The sequence below is a fragment of the Pseudoalteromonas sp. AWM4_233 genome (genome assembly GCF_056158285.1).
Map to the genome: position 1 here is coordinate 3431898 of NZ_JBSWSZ010000001.1, position 24012 is coordinate 3455909.

At 41.7% G+C, this 24012-nt stretch carries 21 protein-coding genes and 3 tRNA genes; 13 read left to right on the top strand and 11 right to left on the bottom strand.

All coding sequences use genetic code 11. The annotated features are described in order from the left end of the window. Positions 1 to 364: 364 nt before the first annotated feature. Entirely contained in the window at positions 365 to 1228 is an 864-nt protein-coding gene (gene tesB / locus ACXAC4_RS15620; RefSeq protein WP_475163181.1) for an acyl-CoA thioesterase II, read from the bottom strand. A 124-nt stretch (positions 1229 to 1352) separates the two neighbouring features. Here tesB and ACXAC4_RS15625 point away from each other — a divergent pair, with 124 nt between their 5' ends. After that, positions 1353 to 1817, top strand: a complete 465-nt coding sequence (locus ACXAC4_RS15625; RefSeq protein WP_475163183.1) for an EVE domain-containing protein — start codon at positions 1353 to 1355, stop codon at positions 1815 to 1817. Positions 1818 to 1874: 57 nt separating this feature from the next. Here the strand turns inward: ACXAC4_RS15625 and ACXAC4_RS15630 are convergent, their stop codons facing one another. Then, positions 1875 to 2939, bottom strand: a complete 1065-nt coding sequence (locus ACXAC4_RS15630) for a potassium channel family protein (RefSeq protein WP_475163184.1) — start codon at positions 2937 to 2939, stop codon at positions 1875 to 1877. A gap of 174 nt (positions 2940 to 3113) precedes the next feature. On the opposite strand from ACXAC4_RS15630, the gene ACXAC4_RS15635 reads away from it, so the two are divergent. From ACXAC4_RS15635 to ACXAC4_RS15655, 5 genes are all read left to right on the top strand, one after another. Next, on the top strand, positions 3114 to 4058 hold the full coding sequence (locus ACXAC4_RS15635) for a chemotaxis protein CheV (protein WP_475163186.1): 945 nt from the start codon (positions 3114 to 3116) through the stop codon (positions 4056 to 4058). Between the two features lie 149 nt (positions 4059 to 4207). Then, positions 4208 to 6373, top strand: coding sequence for a DNA helicase II (gene uvrD / locus ACXAC4_RS15640; protein ID WP_390449578.1), 2166 nt, complete (start codon positions 4208 to 4210; stop codon positions 6371 to 6373). Next, complete coding sequence (locus ACXAC4_RS15645) at positions 6351 to 8417, top strand: tRNA(Met) cytidine acetyltransferase TmcA domain-containing protein (protein WP_475163189.1); 2067 nt, start codon at positions 6351 to 6353, stop codon at positions 8415 to 8417. Before uvrD ends, ACXAC4_RS15645 begins: the two co-directional genes overlap by 23 nt. Before the next feature lie 46 nt (positions 8418 to 8463). After that, a complete protein-coding gene (locus ACXAC4_RS15650; RefSeq protein WP_475163190.1) occupies positions 8464 to 9504 on the top strand; it encodes an ABC transporter substrate-binding protein in 1041 nt (346 codons plus the stop codon). Positions 9505 to 9547: 43 nt separating this feature from the next. Further along, a complete protein-coding gene (locus tag ACXAC4_RS15655) occupies positions 9548 to 10396 on the top strand; it encodes a CZB domain-containing protein (RefSeq protein WP_421965761.1) in 849 nt (282 codons plus the stop codon). Between the two features lie 94 nt (positions 10397 to 10490). On the opposite strand, the gene typA is transcribed toward ACXAC4_RS15655, so the two are convergent. Continuing rightward, positions 10491 to 12314 carry a translational GTPase TypA gene (typA, locus tag ACXAC4_RS15660; RefSeq protein ID WP_058031200.1) on the bottom strand — a complete coding sequence of 608 codons (1824 nt, stop codon included), beginning with the start codon at positions 12312 to 12314 and terminating at the stop codon, positions 10491 to 10493. Positions 12315 to 12880: 566 nt separating this feature from the next. On the opposite strand from typA, the gene glnA reads away from it, so the two are divergent. The 6 genes from glnA (at position 12881) to ACXAC4_RS15690 (ending at position 18310) form a co-directional block, all read left to right on the top strand. Beyond that, positions 12881 to 14287: a glutamate--ammonia ligase gene (gene glnA / locus ACXAC4_RS15665; protein ID WP_058031201.1), complete on the top strand. Its 1407-nt coding sequence runs from the start codon at positions 12881 to 12883 to the stop codon at positions 14285 to 14287. Positions 14288 to 14492: 205 nt separating this feature from the next. Further along, the gene (locus tag ACXAC4_RS15670; RefSeq protein ID WP_475163196.1) at positions 14493 to 15014 is read left to right on the top strand and encodes a DUF4124 domain-containing protein; all 522 of its coding nucleotides are present in this window, start codon (positions 14493 to 14495) and stop codon (positions 15012 to 15014) included. A 68-nt stretch (positions 15015 to 15082) separates the two neighbouring features. Further along, complete coding sequence (glnL, locus tag ACXAC4_RS15675; RefSeq protein ID WP_475163199.1) at positions 15083 to 16165, top strand: nitrogen regulation protein NR(II); 1083 nt, start codon at positions 15083 to 15085, stop codon at positions 16163 to 16165. Beyond that, positions 16162 to 17562, top strand: a complete 1401-nt coding sequence (ntrC, locus tag ACXAC4_RS15680; RefSeq protein WP_475163202.1) for a nitrogen regulation protein NR(I) — start codon at positions 16162 to 16164, stop codon at positions 17560 to 17562. The genes glnL and ntrC overlap by 4 nt, the downstream gene beginning before the upstream one ends. A 20-nt stretch (positions 17563 to 17582) precedes the next feature. Beyond that, positions 17583 to 18041 carry a Crp/Fnr family transcriptional regulator gene (locus ACXAC4_RS15685; protein WP_475163204.1) on the top strand — a complete coding sequence of 153 codons (459 nt, stop codon included), beginning with the start codon at positions 17583 to 17585 and terminating at the stop codon, positions 18039 to 18041. Positions 18042 to 18139: 98 nt separating this feature from the next. After that, positions 18140 to 18310, top strand: a complete 171-nt coding sequence (locus ACXAC4_RS15690; protein WP_171037261.1) for a hypothetical protein — start codon at positions 18140 to 18142, stop codon at positions 18308 to 18310. A gap of 56 nt (positions 18311 to 18366) precedes the next feature. On the opposite strand, the gene ACXAC4_RS15695 is transcribed toward ACXAC4_RS15690, so the two are convergent. The 7 genes from ACXAC4_RS15695 to nudE all read right to left on the bottom strand — a co-directional run bounded on the left by ACXAC4_RS15695 (position 18367) and on the right by nudE (position 22615). Then, a complete protein-coding gene (locus ACXAC4_RS15695; protein WP_475163207.1) occupies positions 18367 to 19605 on the bottom strand; it encodes a cysteine desulfurase-like protein in 1239 nt (412 codons plus the stop codon). 9 nt (positions 19606 to 19614) lie between these two features. Further along, on the bottom strand, positions 19615 to 20247 hold the full coding sequence (locus tag ACXAC4_RS15700) for a 2OG-Fe dioxygenase family protein (protein ID WP_138630925.1): 633 nt from the start codon (positions 20245 to 20247) through the stop codon (positions 19615 to 19617). 461 nt (positions 20248 to 20708) lie between these two features. Then, positions 20709 to 20785, bottom strand: a tRNA-Met gene (locus ACXAC4_RS15705). A 57-nt stretch (positions 20786 to 20842) separates the two neighbouring features. Next, positions 20843 to 20919, bottom strand: a tRNA-Met gene (locus ACXAC4_RS15710). Between the two features lie 58 nt (positions 20920 to 20977). Then, a tRNA-Met gene (locus ACXAC4_RS15715) sits at positions 20978 to 21054 on the bottom strand. Between the two features lie 193 nt (positions 21055 to 21247). Then, positions 21248 to 22048, bottom strand: coding sequence for a 3'(2'),5'-bisphosphate nucleotidase CysQ (gene cysQ, locus ACXAC4_RS15720; protein ID WP_475163210.1), 801 nt, complete (start codon positions 22046 to 22048; stop codon positions 21248 to 21250). Positions 22049 to 22051: 3 nt separating this feature from the next. Then, a complete protein-coding gene (gene nudE / locus ACXAC4_RS15725; RefSeq protein ID WP_475163212.1) occupies positions 22052 to 22615 on the bottom strand; it encodes an ADP compounds hydrolase NudE in 564 nt (187 codons plus the stop codon). Positions 22616 to 22676: 61 nt separating this feature from the next. On the opposite strand from nudE, the gene yrfG reads away from it, so the two are divergent. After that, positions 22677 to 23333 (top strand): GMP/IMP nucleotidase, encoded by a 657-nt coding sequence (yrfG, locus tag ACXAC4_RS15730; protein WP_475163214.1) that lies wholly within the window; start codon positions 22677 to 22679, stop codon positions 23331 to 23333. An 8-nt stretch (positions 23334 to 23341) separates the two neighbouring features. Here yrfG and ACXAC4_RS15735 read toward each other — a convergent pair whose 3' ends face one another. Further along, entirely contained in the window at positions 23342 to 23962 is a 621-nt protein-coding gene (locus ACXAC4_RS15735; RefSeq protein WP_390449520.1) for a dUTP diphosphatase, read from the bottom strand. Positions 23963 to 24012: the final 50 nt, after the last annotated feature.

The following is a 24012-nucleotide window of genomic DNA, read 5'->3' on the forward strand; positions in this document are numbered from 1 at the left end:
TTCATATTTTTAAAGAACATTCCGGTTACCCGGGTGTAACTCGATGAGTTACCGCAGCCTTGCTGCGAAGTGGAGCGCCATAATAACGACTTCACTTTTTATGTCAACACTTAATTTTAATCTTTTTTTTAAGAGAAAGTTTAAAGCTAAATTTTATTTGACTCGACATCGTTTTGATTTGCTTTTCAGCGTCTCGCCCCGTGTCAGTGTGGTCGCATTATAGGGAGATCATTTTTTTGATCAACCCCTTTTTGCAATTAATTTTAAGAAATGTGTTCAACCGCTCAAAAAGAAATCAAAACTCTGTTTTTAGTCGCTTTTTGCTAACATTTAATACAGGTTATTTGCATTTAAAGCCTAAGATCTAGTTAGATCTTAGTCTCATCACGCCTTCTTGTATGGTTGAAGCAACTAATTCACCTTGTCTATTAAAGAATTGCCCCCTTACTAGACCACGGCCACCACTCGCACTTGGACTATCGACACTATATAGCAACCATTCATCCATTCTAAATGGACGATGGAACCACATAGCGTGATCTATCGTTGCAACTTGCATATTAGGTTGCAAGAAAGAATGCCCGTGCGGCTGTAGTGCCGTTGGCAAAAACTCAAAGTCTGATGCATATGCTAATAAGTAGTTATGTATGCGTCTGTCATCAGGCATTGTGCCATTTGCTCTAAACCAAACATGTCTTTTTGCTTCAGTGCTTTTTGGCTTAAATGGATTTTGAAAGTTTACCGGACGCATTTCGATAGGCATTTCGCAGGTAAATTTATTTCTCAGTTGCTCTGGAATTAGATCTGCGTGCTCTTGGTAAAACTCAAGTGAAGACTTAAGCGTTTCTGGTGCTGGCACATCAGGCATCTCTGTTTGATGAGATAATCCCTCTTCATCCCCCTGAAAGGAAGCTGTCATATAAAAGATGGGTTTACCATATTGGATTGCGCAAACACGACGTGTACTGAAACTTCTCCCATCTCTGATAGTTTCAACATCATAAACAATTGGCTTGCTGGCATCGCCCGGACGTAAAAAGTATGAGTGTAAAGAATTAACATAACGATCTGCTGGCAACGTATATTTGGCTGCTGATAGGGCTTGCCCCATTACCTGACCACCGAAGACTTGTGGAAAACCTAAATCTTGGCTTTGCCCTCGATAGATCCCTTGTTCAATTTCTTCTAATGAAAGAAGTGACAGTAAATTCTCTAATACCTGACTCATAACTCATTACCCTCAAACAACATAACGCTTTAATCATACTACACGTATCTGTTTATTGTGTATTTACCTTGCTCAGCTTTGTCATTTCATCAACAATATTAAAAAACACTATCTGAAGATTTTTATGGCTTATTGGTTATTCAAAACGGAACCTGATGCATTTTCTATTGATGATTTAAAGAGTGCACAAGAGCAAAGCACTTTTTGGGAAGGTGTAAGAAACTATCAGGCACGAAACTTTCTAAGAGATGATGTCAAACTAGGTGATCAGATCTTTATTTATCACTCCAGCTGTAAAGTGCCTGCAATTGTCGGGATCGCAGAAGTAACAGAAGAAGCACACCCAGATCCCCACCAATTCGATCCAAGTAGTGATTACTTTGATGAAAAGTCTAAGCCAGATTCCCCAAAATGGTTTGGTGTCACTGTTCAGTTTAGAGAAAAGTTAAGGCCTATCTCTCTGAAACAGATTAAGGCAGACCCTAGAATTATCGACTTACCCCTCAAAAAAGCTGGCCGATTGTCTATCATGCCAGTTACAGAGGAAGAGTTTTTATTATTAAAACATTACCACCATAGCGAGCAATGACAGTTGCTCGCTATTATCTACCGCAAAACGATTACAATTTTTACGACTTCAAAAATACTATTTGATTTCTGACCACTTTACTTCTGACGGTAAAATACGCTCAGGTGAAATATAGTGAAGAATATCACCGCCTTTGATTTGATAATGCAGGGGTGGATTTAAGTCCATATTAAATGCATTCAGATCGTGAGCAACTCCTAAAATGATTGCATCGTGCTTTTCCTTGAAGTAGTGAAAGAAAGAAGAGAAAGGAAGTGCTGCAATATTCTCAGGTAACTGTACACTAAACTGAGTATCGCCATGCAAAGTTGAAAGTAATTCCTCTTGCACTCGACTCGAACCAGGATCTTGCATCGCGCGCACTAAGATCTCAGCTGACTTTGTACTAGAACACTCAACATTCTTGCAATGAGTGCGAAGCAGACTGACTTTACTCTCATCAATGAAATGCGCACTAATATGTGCAGCTTCTTTTATTAACGGGCTTATCATTAATGCAGTAGTGAAGGTCTGATCGTCATCTTTGCCATCTATAATAATTTTATCAGCTTGAGAAATCGCAATACGCTCCAATTCTTTTTCATCTGTAAAACTCGTCAGATGGGCAAATTCAACTTCAGAATAGTTAGCTAGAGGGTGCTCTTCGAGATCATTAACAGCAAGAATGATTTGTCGGTCTTTTCTTTTATTGTCGGCAAGTATGTAATCAACAATCTTTTTTGTTCTCTGCTCATGCCAGCCAAAGATAACGATGTGATCAGTTAAGTGTGCTAAGTTTTTGTTTCCCGTCATTGCTCTTTTTACCCAAAATGTAACTAACTGCCCGACTTTGCCAAGCAAAACACCAAATAACGCTAAGCCAAATGGAATTTGAAATAGTGCCACGACCCACCGACCCATAGGGGTTACGGCACTCATATCGCCATATCCTACCGTTGAAGTGGTAACAACATAATAATAAAAATAGGTGTTGAGCCCTAAAAGCTCGGTTTCGTTTGCAGCAAGAAGAAGTAACCAAGTCGCAGCTATATGCAACACTGTTACTGCCATTAACAGCTGCCAACTAGCTTTGTCTATATGTGCTCTTAAGAGCATGGCTAGTTTTTTAAAATACAGAGGCATAACTAAAATAATTGAATTTAATGATTTTTGTTCACAATACGCGATATCTATTTGCTTGCAAATACCACTTTAAATAAATCTAGGATAGACTTATAAATGACCTCATTTTAGGTTTATTAGATTTCTACCTCGTGTTAGGTATACTGAATTTATCTTCTTCTAAAGGATAACGACATGGCTGGTGTTTTAGCTTCTGTAGATCAAAGAACTCAACTGGTGGGTGAAAACCGACTTGAGTTGTTGTTATTTCATTTACATAGCCGCCATCTGTTTGCTTTAAATGTCTTCAAAGTAAAAGAAGTTGTAAAGCTACCACACCTAAATATCATGCCAAACGCGCATCCGAAAGTATGTGGTGTAACTAGCATTCGTGGAGAGTCCATCCCAGTGATCGACCTTCGCAGAGCAATCAATTTGCCAGAATGTCAGCGTGATGAAGACTGCAATCTCGTTATCACTGAATACAACCGTACTGTTCAAGCTTTTCTAGTCGGCAAAGTTGACCAAATCGTCAATACCACTTGGTCGGATATTATGCCCCCACCAAGTTCTGTGGGTAAAAACCATTATCTTACTGCCTTTACAAAACTAAAGCGTGACGGCCAAGAACACCTCGTTGAAATTATCGACGTAGAGAAAGTGCTGGCAGAGATTATTAGCTACGACATACAGATATCAGACGATATACTAGATGAATCAATCCTGCCTGAATTTCAAGGTAAGAAAATTCTTCATGCGGATGATTCACCAACTGCACGTCGGCAAGTATCAGACACACTAGCGCAGTTAGGAATTGAAATTATTCCTGCTACCGATGGCAAAGCCGCTTTGGACATTTTGAAAAAGTGGGCTGATGAAGGCAAAGACATTAATCAAGAAATACTTGCGGTGATCACCGATGCCGAAATGCCAGTGATGGACGGATACCGCTTAACCTATGAAATTAGGAATGATCCTCGCCTTAAAGATCTTTATGTAATTTTGAATACGTCTTTGAGTGGCAGTTTTAACCAAGCTATGGTTGAAAAAGTGGGCTGTAATGCGTTTCTATCTAAATTCCAACCTGACTTATTAGTTGAAGAAGTTCAAAATCGCTTAAAAGAATATATCGGCCAGTAAACTGGTTATTTATACAGTTTAATTTATTTTCATTCTTCATATATTTCAAAAAGTTAAGTTTTTACGCATAGTAAAAATGTGTGTCTTGCTGGGAAATAGACGCTAGCCTAGGTATACTTTGCTGCATTCTGATTTGGCAAGGTAACCTAATGGACGTTTCTGATTTAATTGACGGCTTAAACGATAAACAACGCGAAGCTGTAGCTGCTCCTTTGCAGAACATGCTGGTGCTGGCTGGCGCAGGCTCAGGTAAAACGCGAGTACTTGTTCATCGTATTGCATGGTTAATGCAGGTAGAGCACGCTTCTCCTTATAGTATTTTTGCTGTGACCTTTACCAATAAAGCTGCCAAAGAAATGCGTACCCGTGTTGAAGAAACGCTCAAATCACCTGTCGGTGGTATGTGGATCGGCACTTTCCATGGTTTATCTCACCGGATCCTTCGCGCTCATCACCGTGAAGCTAACCTACCAGAAGCATTTCAAATCTTAGACACTGACGACCAAGTACGTATGATCCGTCGTCTGTTGAAAGCCATGAATATTGATGAAAAGAAATGGCCGCCAAAGCAGATAGCCTGGTATATCAGCGCCCGTAAGGATGAAGGTCAACGTCCAAAAGATATTCAAGCTTATGATGTGAACGAGCAACTCATGTTGCGCGTTTATACGGCTTATCAAGAAGCCTGTGACAGAGCGGGTTTAGTCGACTTTGCTGAAATCTTATTACGCTGCTTTGAGTTGCTACAACAGCAGCCGACCTTGCTGCGCCATTATCAGCAGCGTTTCCGTCATATGTTGGTAGACGAATTCCAAGATACCAACAACATTCAATATCGTTGGTTAAAACTACTGGCGGGCGGTGACAGCAATATCATGATCGTAGGCGATGATGACCAAAGTATTTACGGCTGGCGTGGCGCTAAAATTGAAAATATCAAACGCTTTTTAGATGACTTTGATGCCGAGACTATTCGCCTTGAACAAAACTATCGTTCTACGGCAACTATTCTAAAAGCATCAAACGCGCTGATTGAAAACAACGCCGAGCGAATGGGAAAAAGCCTTTGGACCGATGGCAACCAAGGCGAGCCTATTTCGATTTATGCTGCCTTTAATGAGTTAGATGAAGCCCGTTTTGTGGTAGGTAAAATCAAAACTTGGCTGAATGGGGGTAATGCTTTACAAGATTGCGCCATTCTTTATCGTAACAACGCCCAGTCACGTATTCTTGAAGAGGCCATGTTACAAGAAGGCTTAAAGTATCGCATTTATGGCGGTATGCGCTTCTTCGAACGCCAAGAGATCAAAGATGCTTTATGTTACCTACGCCTGATCTGCAACCGTCAGGATGATGCCGCATTTGAACGTGTAATCAACACCCCAGCGCGTGGTATTGGTGACAAAACTTTGAGCCATATCCGTGACTGTGCACGCAATGAATCAATGCCATTATGGTACGCCGCAAAAGCAATTCTAGAGCAAAAGCATTTAGCAGGTAGAGCAGCAACTGCCGTCACTAAGTTTGTTGAACTTATCGAGCATCTCAGCGATAAAATCGATGAGCTAGAATTGAGCGAACAGGCTAAACAAACCATTGAAGTATCTGGTCTAATGGCAATGTACCAAGCCGAAAAAGGCGAAAAAGGTCGCGCTCGAGTAGAAAACTTAGAAGAATTAATCAGTGCCTGTGGTCAATATGAACCGCCTATTGATGAAGACTTTAGTTCGCCACTACAAGGCTTCTTAGCCTACACGTCACTCGAAGCGGGTGAAGGCCAAGCTGATGAACATGAAGATGCTGTGCAAATGATGACTTTACACTCGGCAAAAGGTCTAGAATTCCCACTTGTATTTATGGTTGGTGTAGAAGAAGGTATGTTCCCTTCACAACAAAGCCATGAAGAGTCGGGCCGCTTAGAAGAAGAGCGCCGCTTATGTTATGTCGGTATGACCCGCGCAATGGATAAACTTTATATTAGCCATGCAGAAAGCCGTCGTTTGTATGGACAAGAAAAACATCATAGTCCTTCGCGCTTCTTACGTGAAATCCCTGAAGACTGTGTAGAAGAAATTCGCATTAAAACGCAAGTTTCGCGCCCAGCAAGTACAGGCCGCTTCAGTAACACCATTACTTTGGCAACCTTTGAGGATAGCGGTTACAACCTTGGTCAACGAGTTTTACATGCTAAGTTTGGTGCTGGCACCGTATTAAACTACGAAGGGAATGGCGCGCAATCGCGTATTCAAGTCAACTTTGACGATGTGGGTACTAAATGGCTTGTCACCGCTTATGCAAGACTCGAAAAAATATAATTTAGAGGCGCTATTTGAGCGCCTTACTTTTAATCAGCACCGTCAGTTAGTGTTGTTTTGCGGCTCACAAATGTGGGCTGCCACTGAGTTAAATAAACTCACAAACAAAACAACTTCTTTTTTAACACTGTCAAAAGAACCTGCTTTTAATCAAGCGCAATGGCCTGAGCATCTTCATCAAATTCTCGGTCAAGAGTTCGAGGTCGCAATATACGATGGATACTCAGGGATTATCCCTAATAAACTCGCGGCACTGAGTGGCACAGTAAAGGCAGGCGGAATACTTGCGCTCGTCTTACCTGAACTTGGACAATTAAGTTTTTGGTGTGACCAAGGGATCACAACTTGGCAAAATCATCAGCAATCGCTAACAACAAGTCCATTTTTAGCGCGTTGGCAGCGCTTATTTTCTCAGCTACCTATCTCTATTATTTCTGAAACGAACCATGCAAGACTGTCTTTACCAGATTTAAAACCTGCTTCAGAGCTGAACCATAGATTAGGTGAGCAAGATAAAGTGATTGAAACGCTCACTACATTACTCACCAAATCTCGGCAACATACTTTGCTTACAGCCGATAGAGGCCGTGGTAAATCATCGGCTTTAGGTTTATTAGCGAGCAAAATGCCTGAGCAATCATTTGTGGTATGTGCTCGACAATATCAAGCAGTAAAAAGTAGCTTTATGCATTTGGCCAAAGCCCTCGGAATTGAATATTCAGGAAATGAGAAAACACTCGCTAACTTAAGCTTTTGTCCACCAGATAAGTTACTTCAAGAGGATATCAGCGATGACATCATTCTTATTGACGAAGCCGCAGCTTTACCCGTGCCTACCCTCATCAAAATAGCGGATAAGTTTAAGCGCTGTGTATTTGCGTCGACTTTAGTGGGCTATGAAGGTAATGGTCGAGGTTATACGCTAAGATTCAAACGTTTTTTAGCAAAACAATACCCGACCTATCAGCAATTAACCCTCAGTGCACCGATCAGGTATGAGCAGTGTGATCCGTTAGAAAGCAGCATAAACAAACTATTCGCACTCGATGTGGAGTTTAAAGCACCAAAGCAACTTGAACAGTTCGAGTTTACTCATCTTACACCTGAAGATTTACTTCACGATGAACATCTACTCAGACAAGCATTTTCATTATTAGTGCTCGCTCATTACCAAACCAGTGTTAATGACTTAAGGCAATTGCTCGACCAGCCTGCTAACAAACTTTTTGCAATCAAACAGCAGAATTATTTGCTTGGCATTTGTCTGGTCAGCATTGAAGGCGGTTTAAATGCTGATAGTATCGCAATGATTGCGCAACAAAGCAGGCGACCCAAAGGACACTTGCTACCGCAACAACTTTACCACTTGCTACAACAAGATACATTTTTAAGTCATAAAGCCGCCAGAGTTGTCAGAATCGCTATCGCACCAGATTTTCAATGCCAAAAGCTGGGTCAGCAGTTATTGAATTACACTGAGCAGCAACTACAAGATGAGGTCGATTACTTTGGCAGTAGTTTTGGCTGCACTGCACAGTTATTAAAGTTCTGGCAAGAGAACGAGTATCAAATTGTAAAGTTAGGCTTTAAACAAGACAAAGCTAGCGGTGAGTATTCTGCAATTGTATTAAAGAATAATAAAAATCTATCTGAAGAACAGCATCAGTTGCGAGTACGCTTTTCTCAGCAATTTACTTATCAATTGCTGACGCAGTATCAAATGCTAGATGACACACTTGTCAGTCAGTTAATGAAACCAACATCTGGCAACTCACTCATCTCGGCTGAGTATAAACAGCAGTTAAAAATATTACTCGACCAACCTGCGCATATCGAACAAGGCTTAGCCTTGATTTGGAAAATAGTGTCACAGAATCCACAAATACTATACAACCTTTCGGCTATTTCCCATCGACTACTAATTAAGCTAATATTACAAGGTAATAAAAAAGACGTAGTTCAGAAAGAGTTATGCATTGACTCAAAAAAACAACTAAACCTATGTTTATCTAATCTAGTTGCAGAAATTTATGCCCAAATTTAAGCCCTCAATTTTGCTTACTTCTTGCCTACTGTGGGCAAACCAGCTTATGGCTTCTGGATCGCAACTCGACATTAAGCTAGGTATGTCGGTAGCATTAACTGGACCTGCCAGTGAAATAGGCAAACAACTTGCTTCGGGATCTAGAATTTACTTTGAGCAACTCAACAAGCAAGGTGGAATTCATGGCTCGCTTATCGAACTCGATGTGAGAGATGATGGCTATGAGCCAAACCATACCGTCAACAACACACGCTTTTTTATTTACGATAAAAAAGTACATGCATTATTTGGTTATATGGGTACCCCAACCACAACTGCCATAAAATCCATGCTAGAGCACACGCAAATACCTTTACTTATGCCCTATACGGGTGCTGCATTTTTAAGGGAAAGACCCGCATTCAAAGTGTTTAACTTAAGAGCCAGCTACCTTGATGAGGCAAAAGAACAAATCAGTTACTTAGTTGATGAATTAGGCCATTCAAAAATTGCATTGCTCATACAAGCTGACGAATTTGGTATTACATTACAAAAAAGTCTCACTGCGGCACTAAGAATGAGGGGGTTAGAACCTCAGGTTGTCGGCCGATTTCGTAGAAATACCAATGAAGTTGAGAAAGCACTCAAACTAATTGGCAACAGTGAAGCCACTGCCGTTGCTATGGTCGGCACTTATGAGCCCTTATCACACTTCATCCTGCTATCACAAAAGCAAAACAAGAAACTTGCATTCACCACTGTATCATTTGTCTCCAGCGAAGACCTATTAAGTAAGCTGACTCAACCAAGCAAATTAATGGTCACAGAAGTGGTGCCAAATCCAGTCTCTTGTGAGGGTAAAATTTGTGAGCAATTCAGAGCAACGTTAAGCACACATTCTTTACCTATTACGCACGCCATCTTTGAAGGGTACCTCAACGCATTAGTGTTTAGTCGTGCCGCAAAAATGTGTCCTTTACCATTTAATTCTAACTGTGTCCTCAATGCCTTAAGCAATGTGATCAACCAAGATGATGAATTACGTCATTTATTTAAGATCAAACCAAAGCAAAAGAAATTACCAATTTTCCGTTCATATCATTCGTAATTGATCTATCATTAGTCATACTTATAAGCATGATGAGGCAGACATGGATTTAATTAACTTTCGTGTTGGGCAAAAAACAATTTCTTTAAAGATCTTAGACATATTGCTGACCGAGCGCTATGAAGGAAACCTAACCTCATTGCCAAACGGCAACCCAAGCTTCTTGGGGGTCAAAGATTACATGGGCACCCCAACGCCTATTTTTGATCTTGGCTTAATCTTAAATAACCAATCTTCCTCTGAAGTGAATCAAGCACTCGTAAAACTTCTACATGATCGTGAACAAGATCATAAAGCTTGGTTAGTGGCACTTGAACACAGCATTCATGAAGGTGTCGCTTTCACCAAAGCACGAGATCCTCGACAATGTGAATTTGGTAAGTGGTTTTATAGTTTCAAAACTGATAATGAAGATTTAAAAGCTTTACTTGCACGCTTTGAAGAACCACATACAAAATTACACAATCTTTCAAGCACCTTATTAGATATGTGTGCCAAAGGCGAAAAAGAACAAGCAGTAAGAATGCTCGAGAAAGAGCGTACTACAACTTACCAAAAACTGATCCGATTATTTGAGTCAGCGAGAGATCAAATCACGCTCGATCATAAACCTATTATTGTTTTTACAACCTTAGATGGCCAAAAACCGCATATCGGCTTATTGGTAGATCAAGTTCAAGACAATATTCACTGTGATGAAAGTGAGATCAAACCACTTCATGAGATCACCAATATCGGTTTTGATATCGATCCGCAGACTAAGCAAATGATGAAAGGTTTAATTAAACGTGATGATACACATAGCGTATTAATCGATCCTAGTGCGATTTTTAGGCCAGAACATTTACACAGTTATGAACCTGAAGAAACCGAAAGCTATGGTTTGTTTTAATTAAAAGCCAAAAAGTAATTCTTCTAAATAGTTTGCTTTATTTAGCTACAAAAAAACCGCTCAGTTGAGCGGTTTTTTTACATCTCGTAAGAGGTTATTTCTTAGCTTCACGGCTCGCGCGCTTACGCTCGCTTTCAGTAAGTAGTTTCTTACGGATACGGATGCTTTCTGGTGTTACTTCTACTAGCTCATCATCATCAATGAACTCAAGTGCTTGCTCAAGTGTCATAACGATTGGTGGCACAAGGTTTTGTGCTTCGTCAGTACCAGATGCACGTACGTTAGTAAGCTGCTTACCTTTAAGCGCGTTTACAGTTAGGTCGTTATCACGCGCGTGAATACCGATGATCATACCTTCGTAAACTTCAACACCGTGACCGATGAATAGCTTACCACGGTCTTGTAGGTTGAATAGTGCGTTAGTTAGTGCTTTACCTGCCGCGTTTGCGATAAGTACACCGTTCTTACGTTGGCCAATGTTACCGCCTTTGTGTGGGCCGTAGTGATCGAATGTGTGGTACATAAGACCTGAACCAGATGTTAGTGTCATGAAGTCAGTTTGGAAACCGATTAGACCACGTGAAGGCATCATGAAGTCCATACGAATACGGCCTTTACCATCTGGTGCCATATCAGTCATTTCAGCTTTACGAAGACCAAGCTGTTCCATGATAGAACCTTGGTGCTCTTCTTCAACGTCAACAGTTACTGTTTCATATGGTTCTTCTAATTGACCATCTACTTCACGAAGAATTACTTCTGGACGAGATACTGCAAGCTCGTAGCCTTCACGACGCATGTTTTCGATTAGGATACCTAGGTGAAGTTCACCACGACCTGAAACACGGAAGCTATCTGGGTTGTCTGTCTCTTCAACACGTAGTGCTACGTTGTGAACAAGTTCAGCTTGAAGACGCTCAAGGATATTACGTGAAGTTACGAATTTACCTTCTTGACCAGAGAACGGAGACGTATTTACAGAGAACGTCATTGTTACTGTTGGCTCATCAACAGAAAGCGCTGGAAGTGCTTCAACTGCGTTTACATCACATACAGTATCAGAGATCTTAAGTTCACCTAGACCTGTGATTGCAATGATGTCGCCCGCTTGCGCTTCTTGTGCTTCGTGACGGTCAAGACCTAAGTAAGTCAGTACTTGGCCAACTTTACCGTTACGAGTAGAACCGTCAGCACCAACAATTGTTACTTGTTGGTTTACTTTAACAGTACCACGCTTGATACGACCAACACCGATTACACCGATGTATGAGTTGTAGTCTAGCTGTGAAATCTGCATTTGGAATGCGCCTGCAGGATCTGCATCGGGCTTTTCTACTTGCTCAACGATCGCTTCGAACATTGGTTGCATGTTGTCTGAAGGCTCGTCTAGGTCAAGCGTTGCCCAACCGTTAATTGCTGAAGCGTAGATAACTTGGAAATCAAGCTGCTCGTCAGTTGCACCTAGGTTATCGAATAAGTCGAATACTTGGTCCATTACCCAATCAGGGCGTGCACCTGGCTTGTCGATTTTGTTGATAACAACGATTGGCTTAAGACCAAGAGCGAATGCTTTTTGCGTTACGAAACGCGTTTGCGGCATTGGACCTTCTTGCGCATCAACTAGTAGTAATACTGAGTCAACCATTGAAAGAACACGTTCTACTTCACCACCGAAGTCAGCGTGTCCCGGAGTGTCTACGATGTTGATGTGGTAATCGTTCCACTCAATCGCGGTGTTTTTAGCTAGGATGGTAATACCACGCTCTTTTTCGATGTCGTTGGAATCCATCACGCGTTCTTCATTACCGCCACGTGTTTCTAACGTGCCCGATTGCTCTAGTAGCTTGTCTACTAGGGTCGTTTTACCGTGGTCAACGTGCGCGATAATCGCGATATTACGTAATTTTTCAATGCTCATGTTTATAACTCAGATAATTACTCGAAAGAGTGGGTTAATCCTATACACCAAATCGTGTAGCACAGCCCAAAATAGGCCGCTAGAATTTAAAAGGGGCGTATTATCCCCTAATAACGCCATAGATGAAAGTTTATGCAGCATTATTTTTTCAACTGACGTCATTATTCGACGAATAAAGGGTCAATTCAGTATAGAAGCTGAAATAAACCACGCCATAAAAGCGCCCGCTTTAATACAACAATCTCAACAAAATACCTTTTATAAATGTGATTTAAATGACAATACAGCCACCCTGCAGCTAATACAGCATGGAAATGAAATTAACGTGTGTATTTTTGCAACTAAAAACTGGGCAAAAAAGCATCATGCACTATACTGGAGCTGCACCACGAACGTGCATTAGCGGATCATGTTGGTGCACCACCAAGGTGCAACACAAATTAAAAAACACAAAAAACCTTTAAATTCATTTAGATAAAAAACTGGCACAATACCCGCTTATAGCTGCGCAGTAATAACGAAAGTTATAGCAAAATAACTAACCCAACGAGTTTTGGAGGACACACATGTCTCATACAGTTTTACAATTTATCAAGGAAAACGACGTTAAGTTTGTTGACCTACGTTTCACTGACACTAAAGGTAAAGAACAACACGTTTCTATTCCTCATCACCAAGCTGACGAAGATTTCTTTGAAGATGGTAAAATGTTTGATGGTTCTTCAATCGCTGGTTGGAAAGGCATCAACGAATCAGACATGGTGCTAATGCCAGATGCTGACTCAGCAAAATTAGACCCATTTGCTGAAGAAACAACACTCATCGTGCGTTGTGATGTTGTTGAGCCATCAACACTTCAAGGTTACGAGCGTGACCCACGTTCTGTTGCAAAGCGCGCAGAAGAGTACATGCGTTCGACTGGTATCGCAGACACTGTTTTATTCGGTCCAGAGCCTGAGTTCTTCCTATTTGACGATGTTAAGTACAAAACTGACATGTCTGGTTCTATGTACAAAATTGATGCTCAAGAAGCATGTTGGAACTCTGACAAAGATTACGAAGGCGGTAACACGGGTCACCGTCCAGGCGTAAAAGGCGGTTACTTCCCAGTAGCACCAGTTGATTCTTCACAAGATTGGCGTTCTGCAACGTGTTTAGTTCTAGAAGAGCTAGGCCAAGTTGTTGAAGCACACCACCACGAAGTAGCTACAGCGGGTCAAAACGAAATCGCAACTCGCTTCAATACAATGGTATTGAAAGCAGACGAAATTCAAGAAATGAAATACGTTATCCACAACATGGCGCACCTATATGGTAAAACGGCAACTTTCATGCCTAAGCCAATCGTAGGCGATAACGGTTCAGGCATGCATTGTCACCAATCACTAGGCAAAGATGGCCAGAACATCTTCGCTGGTGACAAGTACGGCGGTCTTTCTGAAGAAGCACTATACTACATCGGTGGTATCATCAAGCACGCTAAAGCAATCAACGCATTCGCTAACGCGTCTACTAACTCATACAAGCGTTTAGTACCAGGCTTCGAAGCACCAGTAATGCTTGCATACTCTGCACGTAACCGCTCTGCTTCAATCCGTATTCCAGTTGTTCCTTCTGAGAAAGCACGTCGTATCGAAGTACGTTTCCCAGATCCAACAGCAAACCCTTACCTAGCGTTCTCAGCAATGCTTATGGCTGGTCTTGACGGTATCAAGAACAAGATCCACCCTGGCGATGCAATGGACAAAGATTTATATGACCTACCTGCAGAAGAAGCGGCTGAAATCCCAACAGTTGCAGCTTCACTAGAAGAAGCGCTTTCAGCACTTGATGCTGACCGTGAATTCCTTATCCAAGGTGGCGTATTCACTGATGACTTAATTGATGCATATATCAAACTTAAGTCACAAGAAGTGGAAAAACTGAACATGACGACTCACCCAGTTGAGTTCGAAATGTATTACAGCGTTTAATTACCCAGTAATTATTCTCCGTATATTTAGTGCATGACAACTCACACTACATGTGACGAGTTTAAAATGCACTCAAGCGTGTAACTGACACGCGCCTAAATCATATGTGTTCTCAAGCCCGCGAAAGCGGGCTTTTTTATGGTAAAGCAGTTCATAAACAACTAAAGTATTTATTGCATTGTGTGATAAGAGTTAGGGCAAAAAAATGAAATGGACGGTAAAGGGGTTATGTATTTTAATGGCACTGATTGCGCTGCCAAGTGACGCTAAAATTTATCGTTGGAAAGATAAAAATGGCAATTGGGTCTACTCAGACACCCCCAGAAAAGGCGCGCAAGAAGTAAAGTTAAATAAGCCATTGGTCATGCCAAGTACCAATACCAATACCAATACCAATGTTCTGCAATCATCAAACACCCAAAAGCAAATCTCTTATCAAGCAAATATCACTTCTCCCAACCACGAACAAACCATTAGAGAAAACACTGGTACCGTTTATGTCAGTGGTCAGGTGCTGCCTAGCTTTCATAAAGGCTTTACCGTCCAGCTCTTCCATAACGGCAGTACTGTAGGTGCAAAGCAGTCTTCCACTTCATTTGTACTTAAATCACTCTCACGAGGTGAACATAAGATAAAAATGGCTGTTTTTAATCCTCAAGGCACACAAATTGCGACAAGCAAAGAGCACACATTTTACCTTCATAAAGCCAGTGTCAGTAAGCGTTGATGCAAGTCAAATGTAGGCGTATGATAAAACGCACCAAATTGGTGCATAACAATGAAAGCTGATCCATCATGGTACACTCCTTAACGTCTTTTGCCGAAAACGTTTGGCAAAATCTATCAACTTGCATCTTAGTCATTGATGATGCTTACACTATTCAATTTGCCAACAATTCTTGTAGTGAACTGTTTGGCTTGGGCCTAAAGCGCCTACTCAATCAACCTCTACTCAGTATTTTTAATCATCATAGTATCGACCTAGAAAAGCTCTCTCAATACGTGCTAGATGAAGGCGTTGATTGCCAGCAACACAGAGTAGACGTGGTGTTCATCGATAATCGCTCTGCCACACTGAACATATACAGCCGTAAAATTGTGCATCAGCACCAAGCGTACATTTTGCTTGAATGTCGCAAAATTGATGACGAAGTAAAATTTGATCAAGCCTCTAAGCAAATGCACCAATATCATGCTGCGCGCACACTCATTCGCGGTCTTGCCCATGAAATAAAAAATCCATTGGGCGGAATTCGTGGAGCGGCGCAATTATTGCAGCATGAGACTTGCCAGCAAGAGCGCGAGCAATGTGCACAACTGATCATAGAGCAAGCAGATAGACTGACTGAATTGGTAGATAAATTATTAGGCCCTAACCAGCTCCCTAATAAAACATCGTGCAATATCCACCAACTGTTAGAGTCTGTGATCAAACTATGTAGCTTTGAGCTGGGTCAACACATCAGCTTAAAGAAAGATTACGATCCGAGTATTCCTGATGTGGTTATTGACCAAGCTAAGATCCAACAAGTGATCTTAAACATCGTGCGTAACGCACAGCAAGCGCTCAAACAAGGTGGAGAGATAACCTTAAAAACCCGATTCAGACATCGTGTTCGTCAAGGGGATCATGTCGTTAAAAAAGCACTGCTTATTCAAATCAGCGACAATGGACCAGGTATAGACGAACAATTAAAAGACACCTTATTTTACCCTATGGTAACCAATAAAGAAGGTGGCTCTGGTCTCGGGCTCTCTATTGCACAAACACTGATAGAACAACATGGTGGCAGTATTGAATGTGACAGCTGGCCGGGTCATACCGAGTTCAATATATATTTGCCATTTACATCACAACCATCGGGGAATCACGAATGAAATCAGTCTGGTTAGTTGACGACGATGCATCTATTCGATTCGTTTTAGATAAGGCTTTGTCTCGTGCAGGTTTTGCCACAGAAAGCTTTACAAATGGCCAAGATGTACTGACTGCGCTTGAATACAACCAACCGGCAGTGCTTGTATCTGATGTGCGTATGCCAGGTATTGACGGCATGGCGTTACTCGAGCAGATTAATAGCCAGCACCCTAATCTGCCTGTGATCATTATGACAGCACACTCAGACTTAGATTCAGCGGTCAATGCATTTCAAAAAGGGGCATTTGAATATCTGGCAAAGCCCTTTGATCTGAACGAAGCAACCCAACTAGTTGAACGTGCTTACGAGACTCAGCAACAAAACCGTAAAACCAAAGCGCAACCGAGCACACCACAAAACAGCCCTGATATCATAGGCGAAGCCCCTGCAATGCAGGAAGTATTTCGCGCCATCGGTAAATTATCGGCTTCAAGTATGAGTGTTTTGATCAATGGTGAATCTGGCACGGGTAAAGAGCTTGTTGCAGGCGCATTACATAATCATAGCCCGCGTAAAGCCAATACTTTCATCGCACTCAACATGGCGGCTATTCCAAAAGATCTTGTAGAGTCAGAGTTGTTTGGCCATGAAAAGGGCGCTTTCACTGGCGCTGATAGCATGCGCCGCGGTCGCTTTGAGCAGGCAGATGGTGGTACGTTATTTTTAGATGAAATCGGTGATATGCCACTCGACGTGCAAACTCGTTTATTGCGCGTGTTAGCCGATGGAGAGTTCTACCGTGTTGGTGGACATCAAAGCATTAAGGTTGATGTAAGAATTATCGCGGCCACACACCAAGATCTCGAAACCTTAGTGCAAAGAGGTAAATTCCGTGAAGACTTATTCCATCGCCTCAATGTAGTGCGTTTGAAGATCCCTGCCTTACGAGAGCGCCCAGAAGACATTGAACGTTTAGCCGTTCACTTTTTAGCAAAGAGCGCGAAAGAATTACAGGTCGAAAGTAAAACGCTTTCTGCTGAAGCGATCAAGACCATGCAGTTGTATCACTGGCCAGGTAATGTACGCCAATTAGAAAACACCTGCCGCTGGTTAACTGTTATGGCACCTGGCGAACTAGTTGGTGATATCGACTTACCCGACGAGTTACAGCACACGCAAGTACAACCCGAAGCGCAAGGCGATTGGCTCGATGCCTTTCAAGTCTGGCTTAACCAAGAGCTTAAAAACGGCAAAGAGAATATTTGGCCGGCAGTTCAAGCGCAACTTGAAACCCGTCTGATCAAAACCGCTTTAAATGCCTGCCACGGTCATAAACAAGATGCTGCACTTCGTATAGGTTGGGGCCGCAATACATTGACCCGAAAACTAAAAGAGCGCAATATTCAGGATAGTTAAAACTATTCTGAATATTATCTATGAAGTTACTAGAACATGTACCGCTGATTAAACAGCTAGAAATAATCAATCGTCTGCCTTTTTTTAGTGACTTCACTTTAGCTGAAAGACAAGTATTGCTTGAGTCTTTCAGCCATTTATATCTCGTCCAAAAAGACAAGCATGCCTTCAAGCGCTTCGATAAAGATAACCGTTTATTTATTATTCTAAGCGGTGAGCTCGCTATATTTAAAAAAGGAGAACTCAGTCAGCTCGGCAAGGTAGGTCCGGGTGAATTCATAGGTGAAGGCGCATTTATTTGTAAACGTGAACATAGTACCAATGCCAAAGCACTCAGCGACAGTATTTTACTGACCATTACACCAGAAGCATTAACTCGCCTACCAAGTGTGATCAGAGAAAAAATTAAAGATAGAATTATTGAAGGTATGGGCCAGCGAATCGCAAAGCTAAATAATTATATTGAAGAAAATATTTAGCTTGTTTTTCATACATTAATATATTTCATTTTACTTCAAGTGTAATTGCAGCGATTATTTTTCACTCAAACAAGCAAACTTTAATTAAGGAGAATAATATGAAGTTGCAATTAAACAAAAAGAAAATGAAAAGCCTGTCAAAAAACAGCAGCGATTTACCACAAGCTGTTACCCCAAAAGTAGCCGGAGGTTGGGATCCTAATTGGACACAGCCTGCTTGGCGTTGTATGAGCTACTTAGGTTGCGTTAGCAATAAAGATTACTGCTAAGACTACCGCTAGAAATAAAAAAGGCACTTAATAGCGCCTTTTTTATTCAAGCAAAATTAGCGATTCAGTAACGCTTCAAACACACTGAATAATTTTTCTAGCTCTTCAATGGTGTTGTAGTGCATACAACCAATACGAACAACACCCCCTTTATCCATTACACCAAGCTGCTCACACAAGCCTTGCGCATAGAAGTTACCATCCCACACGCACATATGTTGCTTGCCTAAGAACTCAGACACTTCTCGCGGTGCAAAGCCTTCAAATGTTAAAGCAAAAGTTGGTGTACGCTCAGCAAGACGAGATTCATCTTCGATACCGTATAAACGGATCTGAGGAAAATCAGCAAGGCGCTTTAAGAAATACGCACTTAATGCCATTTCATGTTCTTTGGTGTTAGCAAATGCTTGTGCTAAACGCTCACGACGTGGCGTGCTTTCTGGTAGGTCACTTAGACTCGCAATATAGTCAATCGCAGCAATCACACCCGCTAGGCCTTCAAAGCTCTGCGTACCTGTTTCCCAACGACCTGGGATCACATCTTTTGCAGGCTCCACTTTATATGGTGTAAAACCTTCTAAATGTTCACGCTTACCATAAACAATACCTACGTGCGGGCCAAAGAACTTGTAAGCCGAACACGCTAAGAAGTCACAGTTAAGTGCCTGAACATCGATAAGCTCATGAGGCGCGTAGTGAACCGCATCCACATACACCAACGCACCAACTTGGTGCGCAAGTTCAACGATCTGTTTAATATCGTTAATAGAACCCGTCGTGTTCGACGCATAAGTCACTGCAACTAGCTTAGTCTTGTCATTTAACAATGACTTGTAGTGTGCTAAATCTAGAGTGCAATCCGCTTCATTGATTTTTACAGCGTGTACAAGTGCGCCTTTATCTTCAGTAGCCTGACGCCAAGAAGACACATTTGAGAAGTGATCGGCATTGGTCACAATCACCTCATCACCCGCTTGCCAGTCACGTGATATCGCACGACTAAAGCTAAATGTTAGACTCGTCATGTTCGCGCCAAACACGATTTGCTCTTTGCTAGGCGCATTTAATAAATCAGCAACTGCTTGACGCGCATTGTCCATTAAACTGACAGTTTTATCGCTTGAGAAGAATGCACCACCTAAATTTGAGTTGTAGTAACCCAAATAAGCCGACATCGCACTCAACACTGTCTGAGGTACTTGCGAGCCACCCGGACCATCAAGGAAGATAGGAGATTGACCATTCACCTGCTGCATAAGTGCAGGGAACTGACGACGCAATTTTTGTAGTTCCATTATGGCCTCTTACGCTGTAAACACGAAGCAATCTAAATAACCAACTTCATCGGCATTTAGTTTATTCATCGGTGTGGCGTTGTGCCAAACTTCACGGTCATTCACAAGTGCAAACAAACCGTCTTTGATTTCCATCTTGAAGCAAGGCTCAGCTTCTTTGTGCTCGTATACCAGCAGCTCACCGCCTGCGATATTTTCATGAGAGACGCCACATACACATACATGATCAAAACCATCTTGGTGAACTCCTTCTGGTGCCGGTGGTGTGTCACTTTCAATCGCTAACATTCTGAACTGATGAACTTCGATGTCACGGCTCTCTTCAATGCCCGTCATCGCTCTGAATTCAGTCAGTAAGTGCTTAAATGCATCGCTATTAATTAAATCGGTTTCTAAATTCTCATAAACACGCTCAATGTTACCCTGAAAGTTGTTAATTGAGTCGTCTTGAACAAACGCTTTAGTTGGCTGAAGGCTTACTTCATTATCAACAAACTTCAATACCGAATAACGACGTTTACGGAAAGCACCGTCTGCATATGGGTTATCAGGTAGATGATCAAAGAATGGTTTTACACCATCAATATGAGGCTGTTGAATAAAACGTAATTGAAGCAAATTCTGGTTGTTTACTGCTGTCATGTTGCTCTCGTTTATGATTATAGAATTGGCGCAGATCTTAATCTATTTCGAGCAGTTAATTGATTTAAATTACACACGCAAACATCAATAATTACATTGATAATGCATTTTATAAATTTATAAGGCTAAATTTTCTAATTTTGAAAAGGCTAAAAAATTTGCAACTAAACTGGTCGGTCCAGAGCAAAAATAGCTCAGTTAAAACTGATAAGCGATAAGCGATAAGCGATAAGCGATGCTAATTATTAATCACGTTTAAACGTCAAATTGAATTTGATGAAAAATGTTTAATTATTATGTTTTTAAGAGATCAGAGAGTTGGACGTAGAAACCGGGTTTGAACCAATGAGCTTTATGAATAATAAGAGCGGGTAAGACATAACATACGAAAGTTTAAAACTATATTCGAGCTAAAAGTCTAATTAGGGTATTTAATAAAGGAAATTTAAAGGTAAGAAAGTTGGTTGCGGGAGCCGGATTTGAACCGACGACCTTCGGGTTATGAGCCCGACGAGCTACCAGGCTGCTCCATCCCGCGTCAGATGGTTTGCATAAGCAAACGAGCCCTAGAGTTTTGGATTCACTCTAGAAGAATTGGTTGCGGGAGCCGGATTTGAACCGACGACCTTCGGGTTATGAGCCCGACGAGCTACCAGGCTGCTCCATCCCGCGTCCGAATGGTTTGCATAAGCAAACGAGCCTTAGAGGTTTTGATTCTCTCTAAAAGAATTGGTTGCGGGAGCCGGATTTGAACCGACGACCTTCGGGTTATGAGCCCGACGAGCTACCAGGCTGCTCCATCCCGCGCCTGTAACATTAAAATAAATTGAATTATTTTAATGAGTTTTGAAAGGTCTCCCTTTCAAGAGGTCGCTATAATAATGGATTAAATTTTTATTGCAAGGCATAAAACACGAAATCGCGTTCAAATGGATAAAAATAAAACAAAAGTCTAGCAAAGTACCGAAAAAGCTAGCATTACCTGCTAGCTTTTTAACATTTACTCAACAATACGCTGGTGAGGCGTGATCAGCTTTTGGAATTGCCAATCAGGATGACCCATAACGATAAAATCAGGATTTTCTGTGGTTTCTCTTTGATTATAAGTTAAAGGGTTAAACTCAGAATCAGTGATACAGCCACCGGCTTCTTCTACAATTACCTGTGAAGCGCCCGTGTCCCACTCGCCTGTTGGGCCAATTCGTAAAAAACAATCGGCTTTGCCTTCTGCGATGATACACGCTTTGAGTGAACATGAACCAAGCGCAACGGTATCAAATTGGCTATTCAAGTACTGACTTACTGCTTCGAGTTTTTGTCTGCGACTCACTGCTAAAGTTAAGTTATCAGGTGAGGCAACGCTAATTTGCTGCTGTTCTTCACCCACACGTTTGAATGCACCTAAACCTGCATAAGCAAAGTATGTGGTATTTTTAGCAGGCCAGAAAATCACCCCAAGCACAGGTTTGTTGTTTTCTATCAGTGCAATATTTACCGCAAAGTCACCACTTTGCAGAATAAACTCGCCTGTACCATCCATAGGATCAAGTAACCAATAACGCTGCCACTCTCGGCGTTTTTCAAGGGCTGGAATAGGCGTCTCTTCAGACATAATCGGAATGTCGGGAGCCATAACCTGCAAACCTGCCATCAACACTTCGTTAGAGGCCAAATCAGCTTTGGTGACTGGTGTATGATCTGACTTTTCTTGCTGGCCAATGTCATCTTGTTTATAGATATCCATAATGGCTTGGCCTGCTTTTTGGGCAAGCTCAATACAAGGCTCTAATAATGACTGCATATGCTACTCCTTTGCTGCTAGGAAGGTTTGTAACAACATAAGCGCTGCCACACTACGCGCTTCAGTGAAGTCTTCTTGTTCAAGTAAGGATTGCCATTCATCTAATGGCCATTTTACAACCACCAGCGGTTCAGGCTCATCACCTTCTAAACTTTCTGGGTAAAGGTTTTGCGCAACCAAAATATGCATACGAGCATTAAAATAACTCGGTGCTAGTGACAGCGTTTTTAGCTCATCAAACTGCTCTGCGCCCATGCCTACTTCTTCTTTTAGCTCGCGGTTGCCAGCTTGCTTTGCCGTTTCTCCGGGATCAATTAAACCTTTAGGAAAGCCGAGTTGATAATTATGCGTGCCCGCACAATATTCTCTGACTAATAAAAGCTCGTTGTCTGCGGTGATTGGTACCACCATCACAGCACCTCGGCCACCGCCTCGAATTCGTTCATATTGACGCTGTTCACCATTTGAAAAGGTCAAATCTAAGGCTTCAACGGTAAAGAGTTTACTTTTGGCCACTACATCGCAGTGGATAATTTCGGGTGGGTTTGGATGCTTTTTCTGTGACATAGGCGTTTATTTGCTAATATGGCAGTTAACTTAATCATAAAGCCTTTAACGACAAATGCCTATGTTAAATTGGTCAAAAATCGATACCGTTTTATTAGATATGGACGGCACTCTGCTCGATCTGCATTTTGATAACCATTTTTGGTTAAATGTAATCCCCGAGCAGCTCGCAAAAAAACACAATATCAGTGTCTCAGAAGCTTTTGCAGATATAGAGAAACGCTACCAAGCTGTAGAAGGAAAAATACAGTGGTACTGCTTAGACTATTGGCAAAAAGAACTCGATCTCCCCATTATGGAAATGAAACGAGAGATACAGCACCTGATCACTGTGCGTGACGATGTACCTGAGTTTTTAAAGGCGCTAAAGGCCGCAGGCAAAGAGTTAATTCTACTCACCAATGCACACCCTGATAGTTTGAGCTTAAAAGTCGAACGTACTCAGTTTGACCAATACCTCGATAAGCTGATTTCAACCCATGAGTATGGTGTGAGTAAAGAAAGCCAAAGCTTATGGCTGCAAGTTCAAGCTGATTTGGGTTTTGATAAAAGCAGAACTCTGTTTGTCGATGACAGTTTAAGCGTATTAGCTTCAGCTAAACAATTTGGTATTGAGCACTTATTAGCTGTTGCTAACCCAGATAGCAAACAGCCAGTGAAAGACATCACTGGCTATTTATCAATTACTGACTATCGCACTTTATTGCCAATAGCTTAGAACAAATATTATGCAGGGTAACGCGCTTCTAACCCTGCATAAACTTGCTTAGCAAAATCAGCATGCTCAGTATCTAGACTTTTCACAACTTCAACTAGATGCTCATTGTCTTCTTGACCATTCCACACCTTGATGTAAGAGCCATCTTTATAACCATGATCTTGTCGGAAGAAGTTCAGCGTATTCTTGCCCACATAACCACGATATAAATCATCAATACTCATACCGATTTGCTGCATGCAGCCAGCAAATGCTTGCGCGTTAAAAGACTTATCAGCCACCGCACTTGCCGCTAGCTGCTCAAGTGTTTGTTTAAAGTCTTCAGCAAGTTGCGGCTCGCTTAATTCTTTTTCCAGTTCAGTTGCTAGCTGCTCGTAACTTTTAACGCCATCAATACGCAGCGATAGGCCGAAGTGGAAAATATCCACCAGCTCTAAAATCACTTGCTCAGTATCTGGTGTTTGCTTTTTCCACCACTTCCAACCGTAGTGGTCTAGCATTTCAGCACACTCAACCCAAATAGCGCGATACCATTCAAACCCTTGGTTAAACCATTGCTCATGAACCTTAGTGTTCATGGCGTTTTGCATTTCTAGCATAACGACTAGCTTTGTTGTGTTCGCAGACATGGTGCGCTTCCTAATTTCGTTTTTTAATTAACGACTATCATACCCAACAG

What these genes read in the sequence shown, in the direction of transcription:
- glnL (WP_475163199.1), top strand. Translation starts at nt 15,083, where the DNA reads ATGGTACACTCCTTAACGTCTTTTGCCGAAAACGTTTGGCAAAATCTA.
- nudE (WP_475163212.1), bottom strand. Translation starts at nt 22,615, where the DNA reads ATGTCACAGAAAAAGCATCCAAACCCACCCGAAATTATCCACTGCGAT.
- yrfG (WP_475163214.1), top strand. Translation starts at nt 22,677, where the DNA reads ATGTTAAATTGGTCAAAAATCGATACCGTTTTATTAGATATGGACGGC.
- ACXAC4_RS15700 (WP_138630925.1), bottom strand. Translation starts at nt 20,247, where the DNA reads ATGACAGCAGTAAACAACCAGAATTTGCTTCAATTACGTTTTATTCAA.
- ACXAC4_RS15630 (WP_475163184.1), bottom strand. Translation starts at nt 2,939, where the DNA reads ATGCCTCTGTATTTTAAAAAACTAGCCATGCTCTTAAGAGCACATATA.
- ACXAC4_RS15690 (WP_171037261.1), top strand. Translation starts at nt 18,140, where the DNA reads ATGAAGTTGCAATTAAACAAAAAGAAAATGAAAAGCCTGTCAAAAAAC.
- uvrD (WP_390449578.1), top strand. Translation starts at nt 4,208, where the DNA reads ATGGACGTTTCTGATTTAATTGACGGCTTAAACGATAAACAACGCGAA.
- ACXAC4_RS15645 (WP_475163189.1), top strand. Translation starts at nt 6,351, where the DNA reads ATGCAAGACTCGAAAAAATATAATTTAGAGGCGCTATTTGAGCGCCTT.
- ACXAC4_RS15650 (WP_475163190.1), top strand. Translation starts at nt 8,464, where the DNA reads ATGGCTTCTGGATCGCAACTCGACATTAAGCTAGGTATGTCGGTAGCA.
- ACXAC4_RS15655 (WP_421965761.1), top strand. Translation starts at nt 9,548, where the DNA reads ATGGATTTAATTAACTTTCGTGTTGGGCAAAAAACAATTTCTTTAAAG.
- ACXAC4_RS15695 (WP_475163207.1), bottom strand. Translation starts at nt 19,605, where the DNA reads ATGGAACTACAAAAATTGCGTCGTCAGTTCCCTGCACTTATGCAGCAG.
- ntrC (WP_475163202.1), top strand. Translation starts at nt 16,162, where the DNA reads ATGAAATCAGTCTGGTTAGTTGACGACGATGCATCTATTCGATTCGTT.
- tesB (WP_475163181.1), bottom strand. Translation starts at nt 1,228, where the DNA reads ATGAGTCAGGTATTAGAGAATTTACTGTCACTTCTTTCATTAGAAGAA.
- ACXAC4_RS15635 (WP_475163186.1), top strand. Translation starts at nt 3,114, where the DNA reads ATGGCTGGTGTTTTAGCTTCTGTAGATCAAAGAACTCAACTGGTGGGT.
- ACXAC4_RS15625 (WP_475163183.1), top strand. Translation starts at nt 1,353, where the DNA reads ATGGCTTATTGGTTATTCAAAACGGAACCTGATGCATTTTCTATTGAT.
- glnA (WP_058031201.1), top strand. Translation starts at nt 12,881, where the DNA reads ATGTCTCATACAGTTTTACAATTTATCAAGGAAAACGACGTTAAGTTT.
- ACXAC4_RS15670 (WP_475163196.1), top strand. Translation starts at nt 14,493, where the DNA reads ATGAAATGGACGGTAAAGGGGTTATGTATTTTAATGGCACTGATTGCG.
- ACXAC4_RS15735 (WP_390449520.1), bottom strand. Translation starts at nt 23,962, where the DNA reads ATGTCTGCGAACACAACAAAGCTAGTCGTTATGCTAGAAATGCAAAAC.
- typA (WP_058031200.1), bottom strand. Translation starts at nt 12,314, where the DNA reads ATGAGCATTGAAAAATTACGTAATATCGCGATTATCGCGCACGTTGAC.
- ACXAC4_RS15685 (WP_475163204.1), top strand. Translation starts at nt 17,583, where the DNA reads ATGAAGTTACTAGAACATGTACCGCTGATTAAACAGCTAGAAATAATC.
- cysQ (WP_475163210.1), bottom strand. Translation starts at nt 22,048, where the DNA reads ATGCAGTCATTATTAGAGCCTTGTATTGAGCTTGCCCAAAAAGCAGGC.